At 52.9% G+C, this 17,896-nt stretch carries 14 protein-coding genes; 4 read left to right on the top strand and 10 right to left on the bottom strand.

Translation table 11 applies throughout. From position 1 onward, the window contains the following. Positions 1 to 66: 66 nt before the first annotated feature. The 5 genes from nagA to ACTJJS_RS06155 form a co-directional block, all read right to left on the bottom strand. The gene (nagA, locus tag ACTJJS_RS06175; protein ID WP_440662883.1) at positions 67 to 1,257 is read right to left on the bottom strand and encodes an N-acetylglucosamine-6-phosphate deacetylase; all 1,191 of its coding nucleotides are present in this window, start codon (positions 1,255 to 1,257) and stop codon (positions 67 to 69) included. Next, positions 1,238 to 2,614: a sugar MFS transporter gene (locus tag ACTJJS_RS06170; protein WP_440662882.1), complete on the bottom strand. Its 1,377-nt coding sequence runs from the start codon at positions 2,612 to 2,614 to the stop codon at positions 1,238 to 1,240. Before ACTJJS_RS06170 ends, nagA begins: the two co-directional genes overlap by 20 nt. A gap of 105 nt (positions 2,615 to 2,719) precedes the next feature. Continuing rightward, on the bottom strand, positions 2,720 to 4,060 hold the full coding sequence (locus ACTJJS_RS06165) for a Gfo/Idh/MocA family oxidoreductase (RefSeq protein WP_440662881.1): 1,341 nt from the start codon (positions 4,058 to 4,060) through the stop codon (positions 2,720 to 2,722). A 34-nt stretch (positions 4,061 to 4,094) separates the two neighbouring features. Further along, on the bottom strand, positions 4,095 to 5,108 hold the full coding sequence (locus ACTJJS_RS06160; protein WP_440662880.1) for a Gfo/Idh/MocA family protein: 1,014 nt from the start codon (positions 5,106 to 5,108) through the stop codon (positions 4,095 to 4,097). 291 nt (positions 5,109 to 5,399) lie between these two features. Beyond that, positions 5,400 to 5,963 (bottom strand): hypothetical protein, encoded by a 564-nt coding sequence (locus ACTJJS_RS06155; RefSeq protein WP_440662879.1) that lies wholly within the window; start codon positions 5,961 to 5,963, stop codon positions 5,400 to 5,402. 388 nt (positions 5,964 to 6,351) lie between these two features. On the opposite strand from ACTJJS_RS06155, the gene ACTJJS_RS06150 reads away from it, so the two are divergent. The 4 genes from ACTJJS_RS06150 to ACTJJS_RS06135 are packed head-to-tail and all read left to right on the top strand — an operon-like array spanning position 6,352 to position 11,674. Next, on the top strand, positions 6,352 to 7,617 hold the full coding sequence (locus ACTJJS_RS06150; RefSeq protein WP_440662878.1) for an Nramp family divalent metal transporter: 1,266 nt from the start codon (positions 6,352 to 6,354) through the stop codon (positions 7,615 to 7,617). A gap of 21 nt (positions 7,618 to 7,638) precedes the next feature. Then, positions 7,639 to 9,189, top strand: coding sequence for a PQQ-dependent sugar dehydrogenase (locus ACTJJS_RS06145; protein WP_440662877.1), 1,551 nt, complete (start codon positions 7,639 to 7,641; stop codon positions 9,187 to 9,189). A gap of 4 nt (positions 9,190 to 9,193) precedes the next feature. After that, a complete protein-coding gene (locus ACTJJS_RS06140) occupies positions 9,194 to 10,558 on the top strand; it encodes a putative oxidoreductase C-terminal domain-containing protein (RefSeq protein ID WP_440662876.1) in 1,365 nt (454 codons plus the stop codon). A gap of 45 nt (positions 10,559 to 10,603) precedes the next feature. Further along, a complete protein-coding gene (locus ACTJJS_RS06135; protein ID WP_440662875.1) occupies positions 10,604 to 11,674 on the top strand; it encodes a LacI family DNA-binding transcriptional regulator in 1,071 nt (356 codons plus the stop codon). 9 nt (positions 11,675 to 11,683) lie between these two features. Here the strand turns inward: ACTJJS_RS06135 and ACTJJS_RS06130 are convergent, their stop codons facing one another. Genes ACTJJS_RS06130 through ACTJJS_RS06110 form a run of 5 tightly spaced genes read right to left on the bottom strand, consistent with a single transcriptional unit; the run spans position 11,684 to position 17,895 of the window. Then, positions 11,684 to 13,255, bottom strand: a complete 1,572-nt coding sequence (locus tag ACTJJS_RS06130; RefSeq protein ID WP_440662874.1) for an SLC5 family protein — start codon at positions 13,253 to 13,255, stop codon at positions 11,684 to 11,686. Beyond that, on the bottom strand, positions 13,252 to 14,610 hold the full coding sequence (locus ACTJJS_RS06125; RefSeq protein ID WP_440662873.1) for a hypothetical protein: 1,359 nt from the start codon (positions 14,608 to 14,610) through the stop codon (positions 13,252 to 13,254). The genes ACTJJS_RS06130 and ACTJJS_RS06125 overlap by 4 nt, the downstream gene beginning before the upstream one ends. 12 nt (positions 14,611 to 14,622) lie before the next feature. After that, positions 14,623 to 15,387 (bottom strand): SDR family NAD(P)-dependent oxidoreductase, encoded by a 765-nt coding sequence (locus tag ACTJJS_RS06120; protein ID WP_440662872.1) that lies wholly within the window; start codon positions 15,385 to 15,387, stop codon positions 14,623 to 14,625. Positions 15,388 to 15,397: 10 nt separating this feature from the next. Further along, positions 15,398 to 16,576 (bottom strand): galactonate dehydratase, encoded by a 1,179-nt coding sequence (dgoD, locus tag ACTJJS_RS06115; protein WP_440662871.1) that lies wholly within the window; start codon positions 16,574 to 16,576, stop codon positions 15,398 to 15,400. After that, a complete protein-coding gene (locus tag ACTJJS_RS06110) occupies positions 16,573 to 17,895 on the bottom strand; it encodes an aspartate aminotransferase family protein (protein ID WP_440662870.1) in 1,323 nt (440 codons plus the stop codon). The genes dgoD and ACTJJS_RS06110 overlap by 4 nt, the downstream gene beginning before the upstream one ends. Between the last annotated feature and the right edge of the window lies 1 nt (position 17,896).

Below are 17,896 nucleotides of genomic sequence, written 5' to 3'. Positions count from 1 at the left end.
AAGGCACTAAGCAGCAAAGTCATTTGCTACTAGGCCTGTCTTTTTTAAGATGTGATTATCGTTGGTTCATTGCTCCTTCGCTGCCTGCATCCCTTTGAGGAAAACCGAGCTTACCCTGATTTGTTCGTCGAAGAAAATGATGTCAGCATCTTTTCCTTCTACCAGCGAGCCGGTATGGCTTGCGATGCCGGCGATAGCAGCAGGTGTAGCGGTGGCCATGCGTACCGCCTCTACCAGCGGCACCTCCGCCATATTGACCATGGTGCGCACCAGTTGGTCGGCCGTGGCCACGCTGCCGGCAAAAGAGCTGCGATCGGGCAGTTTGGCTACCCCATCTTCCACAATCACCGGGATACCGTTGTCCAGCCCTCCGAGGATGCTTTCTCCTGGCCCCATGCCGGCGGCGCGCATAGCATCGGTGATGAGAGCGGTTTTGCCCGGCCCTTTGATTTTATACACCAGCTTTAACAAAGGCGCCGGCAGATGTACGCCGTCGGCAATAATCTCCACCGTCATTTCATCGATCAGGTAGGCCGCTTCAACAGCGCCGGCATAACGGAAAGCATTGCGCCGTGTTACGCCCGACATGGCGGAATACATATGCGTAATATGCGTATAGCCGTTCTCGTATGCTTCCAGCATTTCTTCGTAAATCGCGTCGGTATGGGCGGCGGCTGCAAGAATTCCTTTAGATCGCAGGTAACGGCCGAAAGGCAATGCCCCCGGTAGTTCCGGCGCCGCGCTCCAGCGTGTCACCACATTGGACGACGCCAGTACTTCCATATACTCCGCAGCGTCCGGGTTACGGATGTACTTCGGGTCCTGTGCGCCCCGCTGGTTCATGGCCACATACGGCCCTTCCAGGTGAAGCCCCGCGAAACGCGCGCCTGTGCCATTCTGTTTGTCCGCCGCTTCATATAGTGCTATTGCTCTCAACAGACTGGCCTTGTCGCTGCTCAGCGTGGTCGGCACCATGGAAGTAGTACCAAACTCACGGTGTTTGCTGGCCACCGCCAGAAAAGCCTCCACGGTGCCATCCATAAAATCATGGCCACCGCCGCCATGCACGTGCAGGTCCACAAAACCCGGTGACACATATTGACCTCCGGCATCTATCACAACAGCATCGGGCATGTCCACGTCCCGTTCACTGACAGCGAGGATACGCCCGCCTTCCGTGATCAGGGTGCCATTACGGATAACCCGGTAAGGCGTGACAATATGCCCGTTGACAATCTTAAACTTTTTCTGTTCCATGTAATTCTTTTTCAGGGTGTACTTTCAACGAACGCGCCACAGGCCTCCAGTGCCTGATCCTATGCCCATAGAAAGCGTAAAATATCAGGTACAGGTAACAAGGGAATAACACCCAGTAAGCATGACGCACATCATAGTGGTCAGCGAAATAACCGTATAAAGGCGGCAGCATGGCGTTACCGCTCAGTCCCATGATCATCAGTGAACCACCCAGTTTGGTGAACCGCCCCAGCCCGTCCAGCGCCAGCGGCCAGATACCTGCCCATACCAGCGAATTGGCAAATCCCAGCAACACCACAAACCAGATAGACACGTCAGTGGTATGGCCTAACAGCCTCACTTCGCCCCGCATATAAATAATACCGATGGTGAACAACGCGCCTAATAAGGTACAGATACGCAACGCATTCACCTGGCTGAGCAACTTCGGAATAGTAACGATCCCCAGCAGATAACCGCAGATGGTCACAAACAACGTATAGGACGGAAACGTCTTCGCTTCCATCAACGGAATATGCATGGAAGTCGCATATCCGATAATGGTATCGATCGCTACCACCTGTGTGCCCACATGAAGAAAAATAGCCACCGCGCCAAGTATCAGGTGCGGAAAACCAAAGATGTTCTTTTTACCGGCATTGGCAACCGCTACATCACCTTCCTCCTTCTCCGTGTCGATATCCGGCAGCGGGGAATAACGAACCAGTAGTCCTAACAAAAACAATACGACGGCCACAATACTGTAGGGCGTAATCACGCGGCGGATCAATTCGTCCAGTGCGGCTTCCTTCACGGCGCCGGTCATATGCTGCAATTGCGCAAACAGCGTGCTGTCGGTCGGTTTCAGGATCACCGCCGCAAAAATCAACGGAGCAATAATACCCGCGCCCTTGTTGCAGATGCCCATGATACTGATACGTTGGGCAGCACTTTCCTTTGGCCCTAAAATGGTGATATACGGATTGGCGGCGGTTTGCAGCACTGCCAGTCCCAGTCCTATGGTGAACAGCCCCAGCAGAAATACTTCATACGTGCGCGTGTAGGCCGCAGGGATAAAAATGGCCGCTCCCAGCGCCATCGTCCAGAACCCAATCATGATGCCTTTCTTAAAACCCACTGCTTTCAGCAGGTAGGACGAAGGCACCGACATAATAAAGTAAGAAATGTAAAAAGCGAAGGCTACAAGATAAGACTGGAAGTTCGTCAGCTCGCAGGCAATCTTAAAGTACGGTATCAGAATAGCGTTGACCCAGGTGACAAAGCCGAAGATAAAAAACAGCAGCCCGATGATCAGGATGGAGATAAATGTATCTCTGCGGCTCAGTTGTCCCGGGTCAACCCGGTTAGTGTTTTTCATAAATTACGAATTACGAATTACGAATTACGAATTGGCGCTTACTGATAGAATCGTTCTGTTAGAGAACTCTTCATTCGTAATTCGTAATTCGTAATTTGTAATTGATTACAAAGTCGGTTCCCACCCTTTCTCATACTCACGCTTCCAGTATTGTTGGGCTTTAGCATCGTTCAGGATATGCCCATTGCTGGTATCGATATGCAACGCGTTGCCGGAACGGAGCGAGATATTGCCCAGCTGGCATAACAACGTACTTTGGTATCCGCCCAGGATGTCCGCATTGAGTTTAGCGCCGTTACGGATGCCTTCGAAGAAGTTCTGGATATGCAGCGCATCGAGGCTTTCCGCAGGGTTCATCAGGTTACGGGGGTCAATGATCGCCTGGTTCTTCACTTCTTTCACCACTTTGTTGTCCAGGTCAAAAATCGTATAGGCGTTACCGTCAATCAGCAGTGAACCTTTTTCACCGTAGAAGATAACGCCGACGGAGTTGCCTTCCACCGTGCGGCCGTTGCAGCTGCGGCCTTCCCAGGTCATACTGGTATTGTTGGGAAATTCCAGCGTGATCACCTGGGTGTCTGGTGTTTCCCAGTCGTCGGAGTAACGGTAACGGCCCCCCGCAGAAGTAACGCGGCTGGGATAATTTACTCCAAGGCCCCAGCGCATCAGGTCTATCATATGGGTGCCGTTGTTCAGCGCTTCTCCGGTGCCCCAGTTCCAGAACCAGTGCCAATTATAATGTATCAGGTTATCTTTCAGCGCGCGGCGGGGAGCAGGCCCCTGCCACAGGTCATAGTTGAGCCATTCCGGCACAGCTATTTCCTTTCCCCGGCCGATAGATTCACGGTTATTGGTATACCATCCTTTGGCGAAATACGCGCGGCCGATAGTGCCCTGGTGCACTTCGCGGACAGCCGCTTCCACATTAGGCCAGGAGCGGCGTTGGTTGCCCATCTGGATAACGCTTTTATATTTATCCGCTACTTTTACCAGCAGTTCACCTTCGTGAGGATTGTGGCTGCAGGGCTTTTCGAGGTATACATGTTTACCGGCCTTGGCCGCGAGGATAGCCGCCGGTGCATGCCAGTGGTCCGGCGCCGCCACGATGAGGGCGTCCATGTTTTTATTTTCCAGCGCTTTGCGGAAATCCGGAACATCCTTTGGTTTCTTCTGCGTGATCTTAAATACACTTTCAATACACTTTGCCGCCGCGCGGGTATCCACGTCAGACACAGATACCACTTCACAGTTCTGCTGACGGGCATAGTTGTTGGCCAGCGCCAGTCCGCGGGAGTTCACGCCCATCATGCCTACCCTCACCCTGTCATTGGCTCCCAGGATACGGGCGTAACTGGCGGCGCTGATACCGGGCAACATACTGCCCAGCATCATCGCAGCGGTGCCTTTGGTTGTTTTCTTCAGGAAGTCTCTACGGGACGCCTTCATAAGCTATCAGATTTTTGGTATTGGAATTACAGGTTTATATATTGGATGTATTCGGTAATGCGATGGTTTTTCCCCCCTTGCGTTTGCTCTCTTCCGCCGCTTCCATAAAGGCCAGTATCTCCAGCGTTTCTTCCGGTTTCACCGGCGCCACGCCTGTGCGGAAAAAAGACGCAATCTCCTGCAGCAACGCCTCATAGCCTTTAAAAGGGCCCAGCAGCAGGTTTCCTTTTTCGCCGAATACGCGGCCGCCGAAATCATCCGGACTGTTGCGGGTGCCTCTGAAGGTGCCGATGCGGTCATCTGCCCACTGTCCTACCACCACATCGCTGCCGGGCGTGTTAAAACGTGTGACCATTTTACAACCGCCGCCCATTACCGCGAAAAGAGTTTCCACTCCGTGGATGCCGTACCAGAAAAGATCGGGATGTGTTTTTTCCAATGCAGCCGGACTAAAAGTGTCTGCGCCGGTTACTTTCCCGATAGCGCCCTGTTTCACCTGCTTCACGCTGTCCATGAAACGTAATGCGGAAGAGGAGAACACCGGCACGTTATATTTTTTCGCCGCTTTAACGATGGCGATGCCGTCTGCCAGCGAGGCGGCCAATGGTTTGTCGATAAACACCTTTTTGCCGGCCTTTATTGCCGGCAGGGCCTGTGCCAGGTGCGGCCGGCCATCGTTGGATTCCACCAGTATCACATCCGACTTATCGAGCAGCGCCTGCATGGAGTCAACGATCTCCACGCCCATGGCTTTCACCTGTTCTATATAACCCGGCAGTCTTTTTTTATTTAGTTCGATATCAGGGCTCGTTTGCGGAAAGGCCGCCACTACCCGCATATTTTCCAGTCCGGGCACCGTCACCGGATTATTGAAACTTTTGGTGAACGCGATAGCATGGGAAGTGTCCAGTCCGATGATGCCAATGCGTATCCCGTTCATTTGTTGTACCGGGCTCCTGCCATAGAGGGGCCGGAGGTTTCCCAGTAGTCCTGCTCCTATACCTGCCAGCGCGGTGTTACGGATAAAAATGCGGCGACTGCTTTTCATGTAAGAATTTTTACGGTTGCTTTTTAATTGGTACGGACGAGCTGATGAATGTCCTTATATATAGAATTAACAGTTGGCCTGTTATCGAAAATTTCAGTTGATCGCTGCGCCGCCGGAAGCGTTAAATTTCATTTTCCGGGTACGTACCCGAAAAATAGTTCTTTTTTTGACAACACACAATGTTTTTTTATGAGCGTGTGATTTTCAGGAATGCAAACGGGGGACACAAATGGTCCCCCGTTGAAAATAAATAAAGCTACCTGGCTCCCGCCAAGGCATCAGCAGATCAGTTTATTGAACGTAGTCATCAAAATAGGCAGTCCCCATGAAAGTACCTTTCGCCTTTTCTTCTTCTATAAAATCTTTATAGGAATAATTTTTCCCCTGATGCTCAGGCTTCTGCTTTTCTTTCAGATACTCACCATAGTAAGAGAAGCCACCGCCGGAAGTAAACCATGCCAGGAAAACCGGGCTTTGCTCGCTGATGACGGTCCAATCACCGGTGATGGTTTTCTCACCTAAATTCACCACAGAACTATTGGTGGTAAGAAGATAATAGGCACCGTCTTTATGCCACACCTGGTGGGTAAATTCCTTGCTCCGGTAGTGATAGTCTGTTTTACCCATTTTCTCATTCACGAGCTTGTCTAAAGCGGCGGTTTTGTCTTTTGTTTCCGTATGAAGCGCATAGGCGCCCATTTTATTGTTCTCCGGGGTCAGGAAAAAGGTTACATAATTGGAGAAGCCTTTGCTGTCTTCGCTCTCCGGCCCCATGCTACCAGTGAAAGACTGCCCGTATAAATGCAGCAGGTCCGGCTGCTTTGACGTATACCAGACACATTCCTTTATCTCCATATCTTTTTTCAAATGATATTTACTGATCATACTGGTATCAGCCGGTAAGGAGAGGGTTGATAAATCAAAATTATTCTGTTGACATGATAACATAAAAACACACAACAAAAGATACAGAACATTTTTCATTTTATATATAGATTAAATCAGCGGGCAATCTGTGTTACGTCATGCCTTCACTGAAGGGTTAAGCGTTAAAAATATCACTTTCCCTGCTTTTTTTGATACTCACACGAAAAAATTCTTTTCTTTCCCGAAGATTGTGCCTATCTTTCGGTAACGTACCCGGAATATAGCCGGTCTTCATCCAAAATCAATACTACAGAGGATTACATACCTCTTGCAGCCAATATCAGCAACACATCCGAAAATCGTAAAAATCAACCTGATGTCATCTACCGGACCAACAATGGAAAAAGCGCCCGTCACCGAAAAAGGCAGCGCAACAAAAAGCAGTCAATATAAGGCATGGCTACAGTCACTCGGCCCAGGGTTGATCACGGCCGCACTGGTATTCGGTCCCAGCAAGGTGACCATCGCCTCTATCATGGGCGCCAGCTACGGATTTTCCCTGCTATGGATCGTGGCAGTGGCCATTTTCTTCATGATCATTTTCACCACCATGGCAGCCCGGGTAGGCATCGCTACCAACGAATCCCTGCTCAGCACCATCAGTCGCAAGTGGGGACGTCCCGCCCGTATTGCTATCGGCGTAGGCGTGTTCCTGGTGACGGCCTCCTTTCAGGCAGGCAACTCCATCGGGGCAGGTATTACACTGGCAGAAGCCACCCATACCAATAAAACCATCTGGATCATCGCCTGTAATGTGGCCGGTATCAGTATCCTGTTTTTCCGTGCTTTTTATAAGATGCTGGAGAAAATCATGATTGCGCTCATCATCATGATGCTCTTTGCGTTTATTGTGACCATGGTACTTTCCCATCCGCCTGTGGCGGGCATCGCTTCCGGCTTTGCCCCCTCCGTGCCTGCCGGTTCCCAGAAACTGATCATCGCGTTTATGGCTTCCTGCTTTTCGATAGTCGGCGCCATCTACCAATCGTATCTTGTACAGGAGCGTAAGCGCCTCCGGCCGGATGTAGCGCAGACGGGCAAAGAAACGCTGCCCGGCATGCTGATACTCGGCTTCATGAGCGCCACCGTGATGATCTGTGCCGCCACGGTGTTACATCCTGCCGGCATTAAAATCACTACTGCCACCGATATGGCCATTGCGCTGGAACCGGTGTTCGGCAACGCCGCCGCCGCGCTTTTCCTCATTGGCCTGTTCGGCGCCTCCTTCTCCTCCCTGCTTGGCAACGCGGCGTTGGGCGGCACATTGCTCGGAGATGCACTGGGATATGGCGGGCAGCTCAGCTCCCGCATGGTACGTACATTCATTGCCGTGATCATGCTCATCGGTGCGGGCGTGGCCATCACTTTTGGTAAACTGCCACTGGAACTGATTGTGCTGGCGCAGGCAGTCACCATCTTCATTGTGCCTTTTATCGGTATCGCCCTGTACCTGGTGGCGAACGATGCGGCCATTATGGGCAAGATGAAAAACAATACTTTTACCAATATCGCCGGCGCCATAGGGCTGATCGTCATGTTACTACTGGCTGTCAGCAACGCCATCACGCTGTTCTTTTCTTAAACCAACCACCTGTTACCACGTATGAAACGTACCGGTATTCTCTTTTTGATTGTCGTGATATTGGCCGCCGGCACTTACTGGCTGCTACGGCCTGCATCCACCATTGACTTTGACCAGCCTGTTGAAGCTACTTTGCAACTGGACAAAACCAACCTGGGCATCAGCACTATCGCCTCAGATCTTAACGTGCCCTGGGAAATAGCCTGGGGGCCGGACAACCAGATCTGGTTCACCGAACAAAGCGGCACCATTAGCAAGGTAGATCCACATACCGGTGTCAAAAAACTACTGCTGACAATCCCTGATGTGTATCGCCAACGCACGCTCGGCCTGCTGGGCATGGCCATCCATCCCGATAAGAACAAACCATATGTGTTTGTAGACTATACCCATCTCAACAAAGACTCATCTATCGTGTCCCGGCTGGTGCGGTACACCTATGCGGCCGATACGCTGAAAGATCCCTTATTGCTGCTCGAACTTCCCGGCAACACCGGTCATAACGGCTCAAGGGTGGCCATTTCCCCGGACGGCAAAGTGCTGCTCTCCACCGGCGACGCCGCCCGTGACCAGAATGCCCCGGACACCGCATCACTAAACGGTAAAGTGTTGCGCCTGAACACAGACGGTACCGTGCCTGCCGATAATCCCTACCCCGGCAACTATATGTGGTCCAGAGGCCATCGTAACATACAAGGACTGGTGTTCACCGATAAAGGACAACTCTTCGCTTCCGAACATGGCGATGCCACCGACGATGAACTGAATCGAATTGAGAAAAGCGGTTACTATGGCTGGGCGCGCATCGAAGGATATGCGGACCGGCCGGACGAAAAAGCCCACGCAGATTCCTTCCCGTTCATAGCGCCGCTCAAAGCATGGACTCCTACCATTGCGCCCGCGGGCATCGACTACTATCATTCCGATAAAATTCCTGAGTGGAAAAACTGCCTGCTGCTGGGTACCCTCAAAGCGGCCAGTCTGCATGTGCTACACCTGAACGGCGCACAGGACGCCGTCACAGCCGAAGAAATACTGTTCGCCGGAAAATACGGGCGCCTGCGTGATCTCTGCGTTTCCCCGGAAGGTGATGTATATATCGCCACCAGCAACCGCGACTGGAACCCGGGCAAGGGCTTTCCGTTACCACATGACGACCGTATCCTGCGCATCGCAGCGCTGAAGCCAGGCCAGTCGGTACCAACCACGGCTATACGGGAAACGGCTCAACAGACGCCGGCACCGGCTGCCACTACCAGCGGCGCCACCCTGTATAAAAACTACTGCGAAGCCTGCCACAAGCCGGATGGTAAAGGAGTGCCCACCTCCTTCCCTCCCCTCGCCGGTAACCCGCTTGTCACCGGCAGCGCCCCGCCACTGGTGCAGACCATCCTGCACGGCCGCACAGGCGACACCAAAAACAAGAACAGCGCCTATGGCGAACAGATGCCGGCCTTCAATTTCCTGAAAGACGGAGAAATCGCCGCCATCACTACGTATATCCGTAACAGCTGGGGCAACCATGCCGACAGCATCGGCGTTACCGCCATCACCAAAGAAAGACAACCCTGACACCATGAAGCAAAACATTATATTTGCCGGCATAACAGCAGCGTTGCTGTCATGCGGCACCACCCGACAAAAACAATCATCTATGCATCTGATCGCGCTAGATCCCGGGCACTTCCATGCTTCACTGGTACACCAACAGATGTACCCCGGCATAGATTCCACTATTCGTGTGTTTGCTCCCGAAGGGCCCGAAGTAAAACAATACCTCGCCAGCATCGAACGGTTCAACCAACAGTCCGGCCCGCCCGTACACTGGGCCACTGATGTGTATACCGGCACCGACTACCTGGAGAAGATGCTGCAACAGCCAGCCGGAAATATAGTGGTCATCGCCGGCAACAACCGGCTTAAAGCCACTTATATCCGCCGCTCCGTCAATGCCGGTCAACATGTGCTGGCCGATAAGCCCATGGCCATCGATACAGCAGGCTTCGATTCGCTGCAGGCGTCTTTCCGAGAAGCAGCAGCGAAAAAAGTACAGCTCTATGATATCATGACTGAACGGTACGAAATCAGGAACACGTTGCAACGCGAGCTGGCACAATTGCAGGAAGTCTTCGGCACGCTGGAAACCGGTACTGTGGACAATCCCGCCGTGGTAAAAAACAGTGTTCACCATTTCAAAAAACTGGTGGCCGGCAAAACCATGGTACGCCCCGCGTGGTATATGGATGAAACACAACAAGGAGATGGCATCGTGGATGTGACGACTCACCTCGTAGACCTGGTGCAGTGGACCTGCTTCCCGGAACAGACCATCGACTTCCACCATGACATACAGATAGACAGCGCCCGTCGCTGGGCCACCACTATGAGCTTACAGCAATATGCAGATATCACCGGGCAAACCGGCTTTCCTCCTTATCTGACCAAAAACGTCGATAAAGACAGCATGTTGCATGTATACGCCAACGGCGCCTTTGACTATACCATCAAAGGCGTTCACGCCAACATATCCGTTACCTGGAACTACCAGGCGCCGGAAGGCACCGGCGACACACATTACTCACTGCTCCGCGGCACCAGGGCATCGCTGGTGATCCGGCAGGGAGCGGAACAGCAGTACAAACCTGTGCTGTACATTGAGTCCGCCCTTCATAACGACACCGCCTATGCGAAAACGGTCGAAGCCCATATCGCCACCCTTGCCCCAAAATATCCGGGCCTGGCGCTGAAAGCCAATGACAAAGGCTGGGAGATAGTCATACCCGAAGCGCTGGCGAAAAAACATGAAGCCCTTTTTGGCAAAGTGATGCAACAGTTCCTCGAATACGTGCAGAACAACAATATGCCCGCCTGGGAAGTGCCTAATATGCTGGCCAAGTACTACACTACCACGCAGGCGCTGGCGCTGGCTAAAAAGCAATAACCCGGCATTATAGTATATTTGGAAAAATTATAATCATCAACCGATATGAAGAAAAAAACGGCCGAACAGCCCCTCGGCGTCAAAGAGATAGCACGAAGGGCCAATGTGGCCATCGCCACTGTGGACAGGGTTATCCATAACAGGCCTGGTGTTTCCCCCAAAACAAAAAGTAAAATAGAAGCCATCATACGGGAACTGAACTATCAGCCCAATATACTGGCCAGAAGGCTGGCATCCCGCCACGTGCTCCGGCTGGCGACCGTTCTGCCGAAAGTGTCCTCCCAGGAAACTGACTTCTGGACACTTCCGGTAGCCGGCATCCAAAAAGCGGAAGAAGAAATCAAACAGTTCGGCGTTAAAGTAGAACCTTTTTATTTTGACCTCAACGACCGGAAGTCTTTTGGCAAAGTCACCCGGCAGTTGCTCAAAAACCCGGTGGACGGAATCTTGCTGGCGCCTTCCTTTATCGAAGAATCCATTACGTTTATCCGTTCCTGTAAGGAACTCAATATTCCGTATGTTTTTATCAATTCAGATATCCCGCACCAGGAAAGCCTTTGTTATATCGGCCCCGACCTGTTCCGCAGCGGTTATCAGGCAGGACAGCTAATCCATTATTGCACGCCCCGCAACGCAAAGGTACTGGTGCTCAATATCTCCCATGAGATAGAAGACCATCACCACCTGCTCCGTAAAGAAGAAGGGCTGCGGGCTTACTTCCAGGACACCAAACGTCCGATTGTAAAAAAAGATGTCCGTCAAACAGACCAGGCATCGGTTGAAAAAGAACTCTCGAAAGCTTTGCAGCAACATGCGGACGTGCGCGCTATTTTCGTCACCAACTCCAGGGTGGCCGCCGTTTCCCGTTACCTTGAAAAAAAAGGTATCGATAAAGACATCCTGCTCATTGGCTATGACTTCACCAAAGAAAATGTATCACGCCTTGATCAGGGGCATATCGATTTCCTCATCTGTCAACAACCGCAGGAACAGGGCTATCGTGGCATTATGGCGCTCTACCAGCACCTCGTGATGAAAGTGCCGGTAGAGAAAACGCATTTTATGCCTATTGATATTATCACTAAAGAGAACCATGCTTTTTATATTCAGCCGTAGCTTCCACGGTTACGCATATACGATATAGAAATACAGTACCACACCCGTTATCAATGCCCACCACAACGTTGGGCTACGCAATCCTTTTGACTGCTGCAACAGGTCGGCGGGCAGCTTCAGGCTTTCGCGGTTCCATATGAGTCCTTTCAGTTGTGCTTCCGGTACCGGTTTAGTCAACAGGCTCACAACGATGCACAGCACCACGCAGGTCCAGAAAACAATGCCGGTGCGGTTAAAGAAAGGCATCGCCGGGAAGATGACCTCCATGGCAATAGACATCGGGATGGTGAGAACGCCTGCTGCCAGCGCACCTGCATGCGTGGTACGTTTCCACAGGATGCCCAGCAGGAACATCGCCGCGATGCCGGGCGTAAACAACCCATAGGCATTCATCAGGTACAGGAAGACCGGCTTTTTGGATTGTGTCAGGAACAAGCCGGTACACAGGATGCCAATCACGATGATCACGGCGCCGGCCCAACGGCCAAACCGCACCGCCTCCGCTTCTGTGGCTTTTTTACGGAAGTAGGGCAGGTAAATATCTACCGTCAGGATGGTAGTACATGAATTGATAGCGCCGGAAAGATGCGACATCACCGCTGCAATGAGACCCGCCATCACCAGTCCGACAAGGCCTGTAGGCAATAACTTCTCCACCAGCGTGGGAAACAGCAGGTCCGGTTTTTCCAGGTCAGGAAAAAGTTTAGGCGCCACCAACGCCGGCACCGTAATGATCAAAGGCACCAGGAACTTCAGGTAATCACCAAACACCACGCCCATGCGGGCATGCCATTCGTTCTTCGCCGCCAGTACCCGCTGCACGATAAACTGGTTCGTAGCGCAATAAAATACACTGATACACAGTACCCCGCCGAGGTACATCGTCCACGGGAAATCGGGGTCGTTGGCCGGCAGGATAAGGTCCCAGTCCTTCATGGTGTCAGTAACGGCACTAACGCCGCCTGCCGCATTTACGGTAGCGATCGTGAGTGCAATGCCACCCATCACCAGTACGATCAGCTGCAACATCTCCGTGTATATCACCGCCCGCAATCCGCCTGCAATGGTGTAGATACCGGTGATGACAGCCAGTATCACCACACAGGTCATAACGGATATGCCTAACAGTGAGTGCAGCGACAACGCGCCCAAGTATAATACGGCACTGATTTCCACAAGCACGTAGGTCAACAGGATCAGGCCTGCATAGGTAGCTCTTGCGGCCGTACCGAAACGTTTTTCCAGGAACTCCGGCACCGTATAAAAACCGTTGCGGATATAAAAAGGCAGGAATATCCACAGTAGTGCATTAAATCCCATCAGGATAGCGCCCCATTCCATGGCGATGGCCACAAAGCCACGGCTGTAAGCCATGCCCATAGCGCCCACCAGGTGATGGCTGCTGATATTGGCAGCGATAATACTGCCGCCGATCATCCACCAGGGCAGTTTATCGCCTGCGAGAAAATAATCGCGTTTAGTCTGCTGCGCTTTCCGGGAGGCATAAATACCCAGACCAATAACACCCAGGATATAAGCGCCGAAAATAACAGCATCGAGCAAAGTCAGGTTCAGGTTCATGCGGTTCGGATCATTCGTTGTGAAATAGTAGTGGCGGAGCGTATAAGCCGCTCCAGTGAGCCTTTCTCAAAAGGCGTTTGCCATACCGCATAACTTTGATGGCTAAACGATGCCGCCGGCGGCAGGTAACCGGCATAACCGTTGACGATGTTCATAACGGCCACCGCTGCCAGCGCCAGCTCACGGCGCAGCTCCAGCTGGAAGCCGGAATACGCTTCATTTGGCTGGCCCGCCAGTATCGTGTTGCCCAGTCGCCATATCCATAACGGCATATAGGCCACCGCGCCCTCTCCCACTGTTTTGCGGATACCGCGTTGCCGCCATAGCCGCTCTTTCATCACATGGTCTTCACAGGAAGCCCAGGCGGTTTCTATCTCCGCGAGGGAAGGCATCGGTTTCAATACCATTTCCACTGTTGCCATCTCGGCCATCAGCGTAGTGTCAGCAGGCGCAGGTGATTTCTTCCAGATGGCGAGTGAAGCGCCGGATTCCACTACCCCGGTGAAGGCCAGCGCCGTATCAGGAGGTAACATGCCTTCCAGCGTTGACAATACCGCAAATCCCAACTGGCGGCCGTAGCCGTCGGCCAGCGATGTATCCCCGCTGTATTGCTCGGCAGGCGACAGTTCACCGGAAGCACCCTGCAAAAACAAACAGGGAGCGCCGGTAGTCGGTTCCACCACGCTGCGCATGCCACCGATATAGTCGGGCGACAGTAGCTGATTGTCCCACGCCAGCGTAGTGGGATGACACGCATAGTTCACGATGGTGCCGGTAATCTGACCTGCCATGTTCGTGATACGGCCCACCAGCACCGTGTCGTCCGCAGTAGCGGCAGGGTTGTAGCCTACCACCAGCCTGTCTCCGCCGGGTTCAGGAAAATCGCGGTTCACCGCCAGGGTGCAATGGCCGTATTGCCAGGTAAGGGTGGCCGGCTGGGCCGCAGCCATTGCGTCGCGGGCGGCCTGGGTAGCTGTTTCCTGCAGCTGTTGCAGGAAAGGAATAATCAGGTGGCCGCCCGGCTTGCCAGCATCTTCACTGAAGGTGCTGGGGCCGGCATGGGTATGTGTCAGACAGAACATCAGCCGTTCTTCCGGCAATGACAAGGCTTTCAGGATGCCATGCCGTAAATTTCTTTCGTCCGCGGCGCTCTTCCACCATCCCAGATCAGCGGAAAAGAGCACCAGCGGCAGCGTATTTTTATCTGTCTGAAAAGTAATACAGGTAAGTGTCAGCGGCATATGCACGCCTGCCGCCACATCGTGTGTGGCAGCGCCCCAGTTGCGGGCAAAGATGCCCACCGGCGGCGTAATATCAGCCCTGGCAATGCCTATGATTCCGTGATAGTTCGTCATATCGTGGGTTTGTTACAAGAGTGACAGGCCACCGTCCATCAGCAGCACGCTGCCGGTGATATGCCTGTTTTCCGGATCGCAGAGGCGTACCACTTCCCGGGCCACCTGCTGCGGTGTGATGAGTTGCCGTACCGGTGTTTTGAGACGCGCCTGCTCTTTCTGCTCAGGCGCCTGTTCCCACACGACACGGCTAAGCCCTGCATCTACATACCCCGGCGCGATCTCGTTGACCATAATACCGTGTGGCGCCAGTTCCAGTGCCATACATTTGGACAACATACGCAGACCGGCCTTGGAGACGGAATAAGCAGGGATATGGCTATGGGCCACTTCCGCCGCCCAACTGCCCACGAATACCACGCTGCCGGTTATACGTTGTTCCAGCATACGGGCCGTCACTGTACGCGCCACATGAAAAGCACCGTCCAGGTTCACCCGCAGCTCTTTGCTCCACTGCTCCGCCGTGATCTGGTAAAGTCCCGATATCGTGACAGTGGCAGCATTGGCGACCACCATACTCACCGGTCCCAATGCCGCTTCCGCAGCCTGCAGCCAGCGGCCCACCGCCACGGCATCAGATACGTCCACCGATGTATAGTGACAACGTGTGCCCATTGACGTTAGCTCCTGTATTAATGGTCCCGCTGCTGCTTCGGGTTGTATATCACCCAGCGCAACGCCGGCGCCCTGCGCTGCAAACGCAAGCGCTACAGCCCTGCCAATGTCGCCAAGGGCGCCACTGACCAGGACTGTTTTTTTCTCCAATAGTTTTTCCATAACTGCTGTTTTACCAGTCACCCACACTGCCATCTTTATAAAACGTCCGCTGTAACACCTCCTGTTGGAAAGGATGTTTTTTCACAGCATCTTCGTTGATCTCTATGCCCAAACCCGGACGGTGATTCGGTTTTACGGTCCGTCCCTTTTTCTCTACGGTAAATCCTTCACTCACCACTTCCTCACGCCACGGCACATCGTTGTGCACACTCTCACAGATAGCATAGGAAGGAGTGGCAAAGCCCAGTTCAATAGATGCCGCAGTGCTCACCGGTCCCTGCGGGTTATGCGGCGCTACCGCTACACGGTACGCTTCTGCCAGGGCCGCTATTCGCCGTACTTCGCTCAATCCGCCGCAATGGGTGATGTCCGGCTGGATTACGCTGACAGCACGCTTCTCCAGCATGTCCCGGAAAGCGTGTACGCCTACCAGTCTTTCACCACTGGCAATCGGCGTTTTCACCGCGCGCTGTATCCTCGCAATGTCTTCCATCGTTTCCGGCCAACACGGCTCTTCAAAGAAATACAAACCATAAGGCTCCAGCGCTTTCGCGAACTGTAGCCCCATCAGCGGGCTGGGACGGGCGTGACAGTCGACCATAATGTCAATGTCTTCGCCAACGGCATCCCGCATGGCGCGCACGCAGGCTTCTGCATAACGAACAGGCTTCAGTCCTTCCAGTGGCATGGTTTCCGGTACGGCCATCGACTTAAAGGCTGTAAAACCATCTTCCACCGCGCGCGATGCCAGTTCACCGAAGCGGGCGGCATCATCCGGACGGGTTTCGTAAAAGTCCTCCATCTTGCCACCGCCCAGATGGCAGTACAGACGGATATAATCCCTTACACGGCCGCCCCACAGTTCATGACAGGGCACACTATGTATTTTGCCGAGGATGTCCCAAAGCGCGATATCAATACCGCTGATAGCCGTGCCGCGAACGATACCGTTGCCATGCCAGAAATGCTGGCGGTACATCATCTGCCACAGGTATTCAATGCGGCGCGGATCTTCTCCAATCAGCAACTGGCTGATATCTTCCACAGCACCTACAACGGCCCTGGTATGCCATTCCAGTGTGGCTTCGCCCCAGCCCCACAGGCCAGGCTGGTCTGTAATGATTTTGATGAAAATCCAGTTACGCATCCGCGCGTGGCAAACCTGTGTTTCTATCGCCGTTATCTTCATAGCGCTGACAATATTGATTTGGTTTTCTCTAATGTTTCTTCGATGTCTTTGGTCGTATGTGCGTAAGAGATACTGCCCTGTTTGATCGGTAACGGGAAGTTAAAGATTCCTTTTTCGATCAGCTTCAGACGGTATGTTTTATCAAACGCAAAATCGTGGTGTTTCAATATGTCATGATAATCCACCGCAAGATGGTCCATAAAATACACACAAAAAGCGGAACCCTGGCGGGCAACCTGAAAAGGCCGGCCGGAGGTGCTGAAAATATCCTTTAAACCGTCTTCCAGCATCTGCCCCAGCGCGTTCACATGATCATATACTTTAAACTCGGCGGAAGCCAGCTTCCGCACGGTGGCAATGGCAGCTGCCGTTGTCAGCGGATGTGCATTAAAAGTGCCCGCTATCAGTACTTTTTTGCTTTTATCGGGATGGATAAAATAATCCATGTATTTTTTCTTCCCGGCGATCACTCCTACAGGATAACCGTTGGCCACGGCTTTTCCGAAGGTGCTCAGGTCCGGCGTAACGCCGCACAGCTGCTGATACCCCCCCAGCGCATGGCGGAAACCTGTTTTCACTTCATCGAATATCAGCAGGAAACCATGTTCATCTGCCAGCCGGCGCAATCCTTCCAGGTAGCCGGGCTGTGGTTTCACCACGCCGATGTTCTGCAAGATAGGCTCCAGCAGGATGCCCGCCACGGGATAACGTTGCAGGACATACTCCACAGAAGCGAGGTCGTTATAGTTGATCACATGTACCAGTTCAGCATGTCCTTCCGGGATACCGGCCGACAGGGAATCGAACGGATATTCACCGGGGCTTACCCGCTCTCCCACATCAGCCAGGCTGCTGATCACGTTGCAGGCCACATCATTGTGCCAGCCGTTGTAACCACCCTGCATCACAATGATGTGATTTTTTCCGGTAACGGCACGGGCTATACGAATAGCGTGATAGGTGGCTTCAGAACCGGTGGTGGTGATTTCGATGCTTTCCGCGGAAGGCACGCTGTCACAGAAAAGCTGTGCAAACTCACCTTCCAGGTTGGTGGGACCGGCGCCCATCAGGAGCGTGGCATTGTCCAGTGCGGCACGTACCGCCCCGTTGACATCGGGGTCGTTATGTCCCAGGAACGAGGCGGCAAAGCCGGCCTGATAATCGATGTATTCGTTGCCTTCCAGGTCAGTGACCCGGCTGCCTTGTCCGCTGACAAAACAAATATTGGGGTCCGACTTACGGTTGAGTGATACCACACCTCCGGGTATCCATTGTTCATTGCTCTTTAAAAGCGAGGATGATTTGGGCCATGCGTTCATA

The sequence above is a fragment of the Chitinophaga sp. 22308 genome (genome assembly GCF_052045305.1).
Taxonomy (GTDB): Bacteria; Bacteroidota; Bacteroidia; order Chitinophagales; family Chitinophagaceae; genus Chitinophaga; species Chitinophaga varians_A.
This window is presented reverse-complemented; position numbering and strand designations above follow the sequence as displayed.

Excerpts from the sequence above, each read along its gene's own strand:
- ACTJJS_RS06145 (WP_440662877.1), top strand. The coding sequence starts at position 7,639 with ATGAAACGTACCGGTATTCTCTTTTTGATTGTCGTGATATTGGCCGCC.
- ACTJJS_RS06165 (WP_440662881.1), bottom strand. The coding sequence starts at position 4,060 with ATGAAGGCGTCCCGTAGAGACTTCCTGAAGAAAACAACCAAAGGCACC.
- ACTJJS_RS06110 (WP_440662870.1), bottom strand. The coding sequence starts at position 17,895 with ATGAACGCATGGCCCAAATCATCCTCGCTTTTAAAGAGCAATGAACAA.
- dgoD (WP_440662871.1), bottom strand. The coding sequence starts at position 16,576 with ATGAAGATAACGGCGATAGAAACACAGGTTTGCCACGCGCGGATGCGT.
- ACTJJS_RS06135 (WP_440662875.1), top strand. The coding sequence starts at position 10,604 with ATGAAGAAAAAAACGGCCGAACAGCCCCTCGGCGTCAAAGAGATAGCA.
- nagA (WP_440662883.1), bottom strand. The coding sequence starts at position 1,257 with ATGGAACAGAAAAAGTTTAAGATTGTCAACGGGCATATTGTCACGCCT.
- ACTJJS_RS06125 (WP_440662873.1), bottom strand. The coding sequence starts at position 14,610 with ATGACGAACTATCACGGAATCATAGGCATTGCCAGGGCTGATATTACG.
- ACTJJS_RS06140 (WP_440662876.1), top strand. The coding sequence starts at position 9,194 with ATGAAGCAAAACATTATATTTGCCGGCATAACAGCAGCGTTGCTGTCA.
- ACTJJS_RS06150 (WP_440662878.1), top strand. The coding sequence starts at position 6,352 with ATGTCATCTACCGGACCAACAATGGAAAAAGCGCCCGTCACCGAAAAA.
- ACTJJS_RS06170 (WP_440662882.1), bottom strand. The coding sequence starts at position 2,614 with ATGAAAAACACTAACCGGGTTGACCCGGGACAACTGAGCCGCAGAGAT.
- ACTJJS_RS06130 (WP_440662874.1), bottom strand. The coding sequence starts at position 13,255 with ATGAACCTGAACCTGACTTTGCTCGATGCTGTTATTTTCGGCGCTTAT.
- ACTJJS_RS06120 (WP_440662872.1), bottom strand. The coding sequence starts at position 15,387 with ATGGAAAAACTATTGGAGAAAAAAACAGTCCTGGTCAGTGGCGCCCTT.
- ACTJJS_RS06155 (WP_440662879.1), bottom strand. The coding sequence starts at position 5,963 with ATGGAGATAAAGGAATGTGTCTGGTATACGTCAAAGCAGCCGGACCTG.
- ACTJJS_RS06160 (WP_440662880.1), bottom strand. The coding sequence starts at position 5,108 with ATGAAAAGCAGTCGCCGCATTTTTATCCGTAACACCGCGCTGGCAGGT.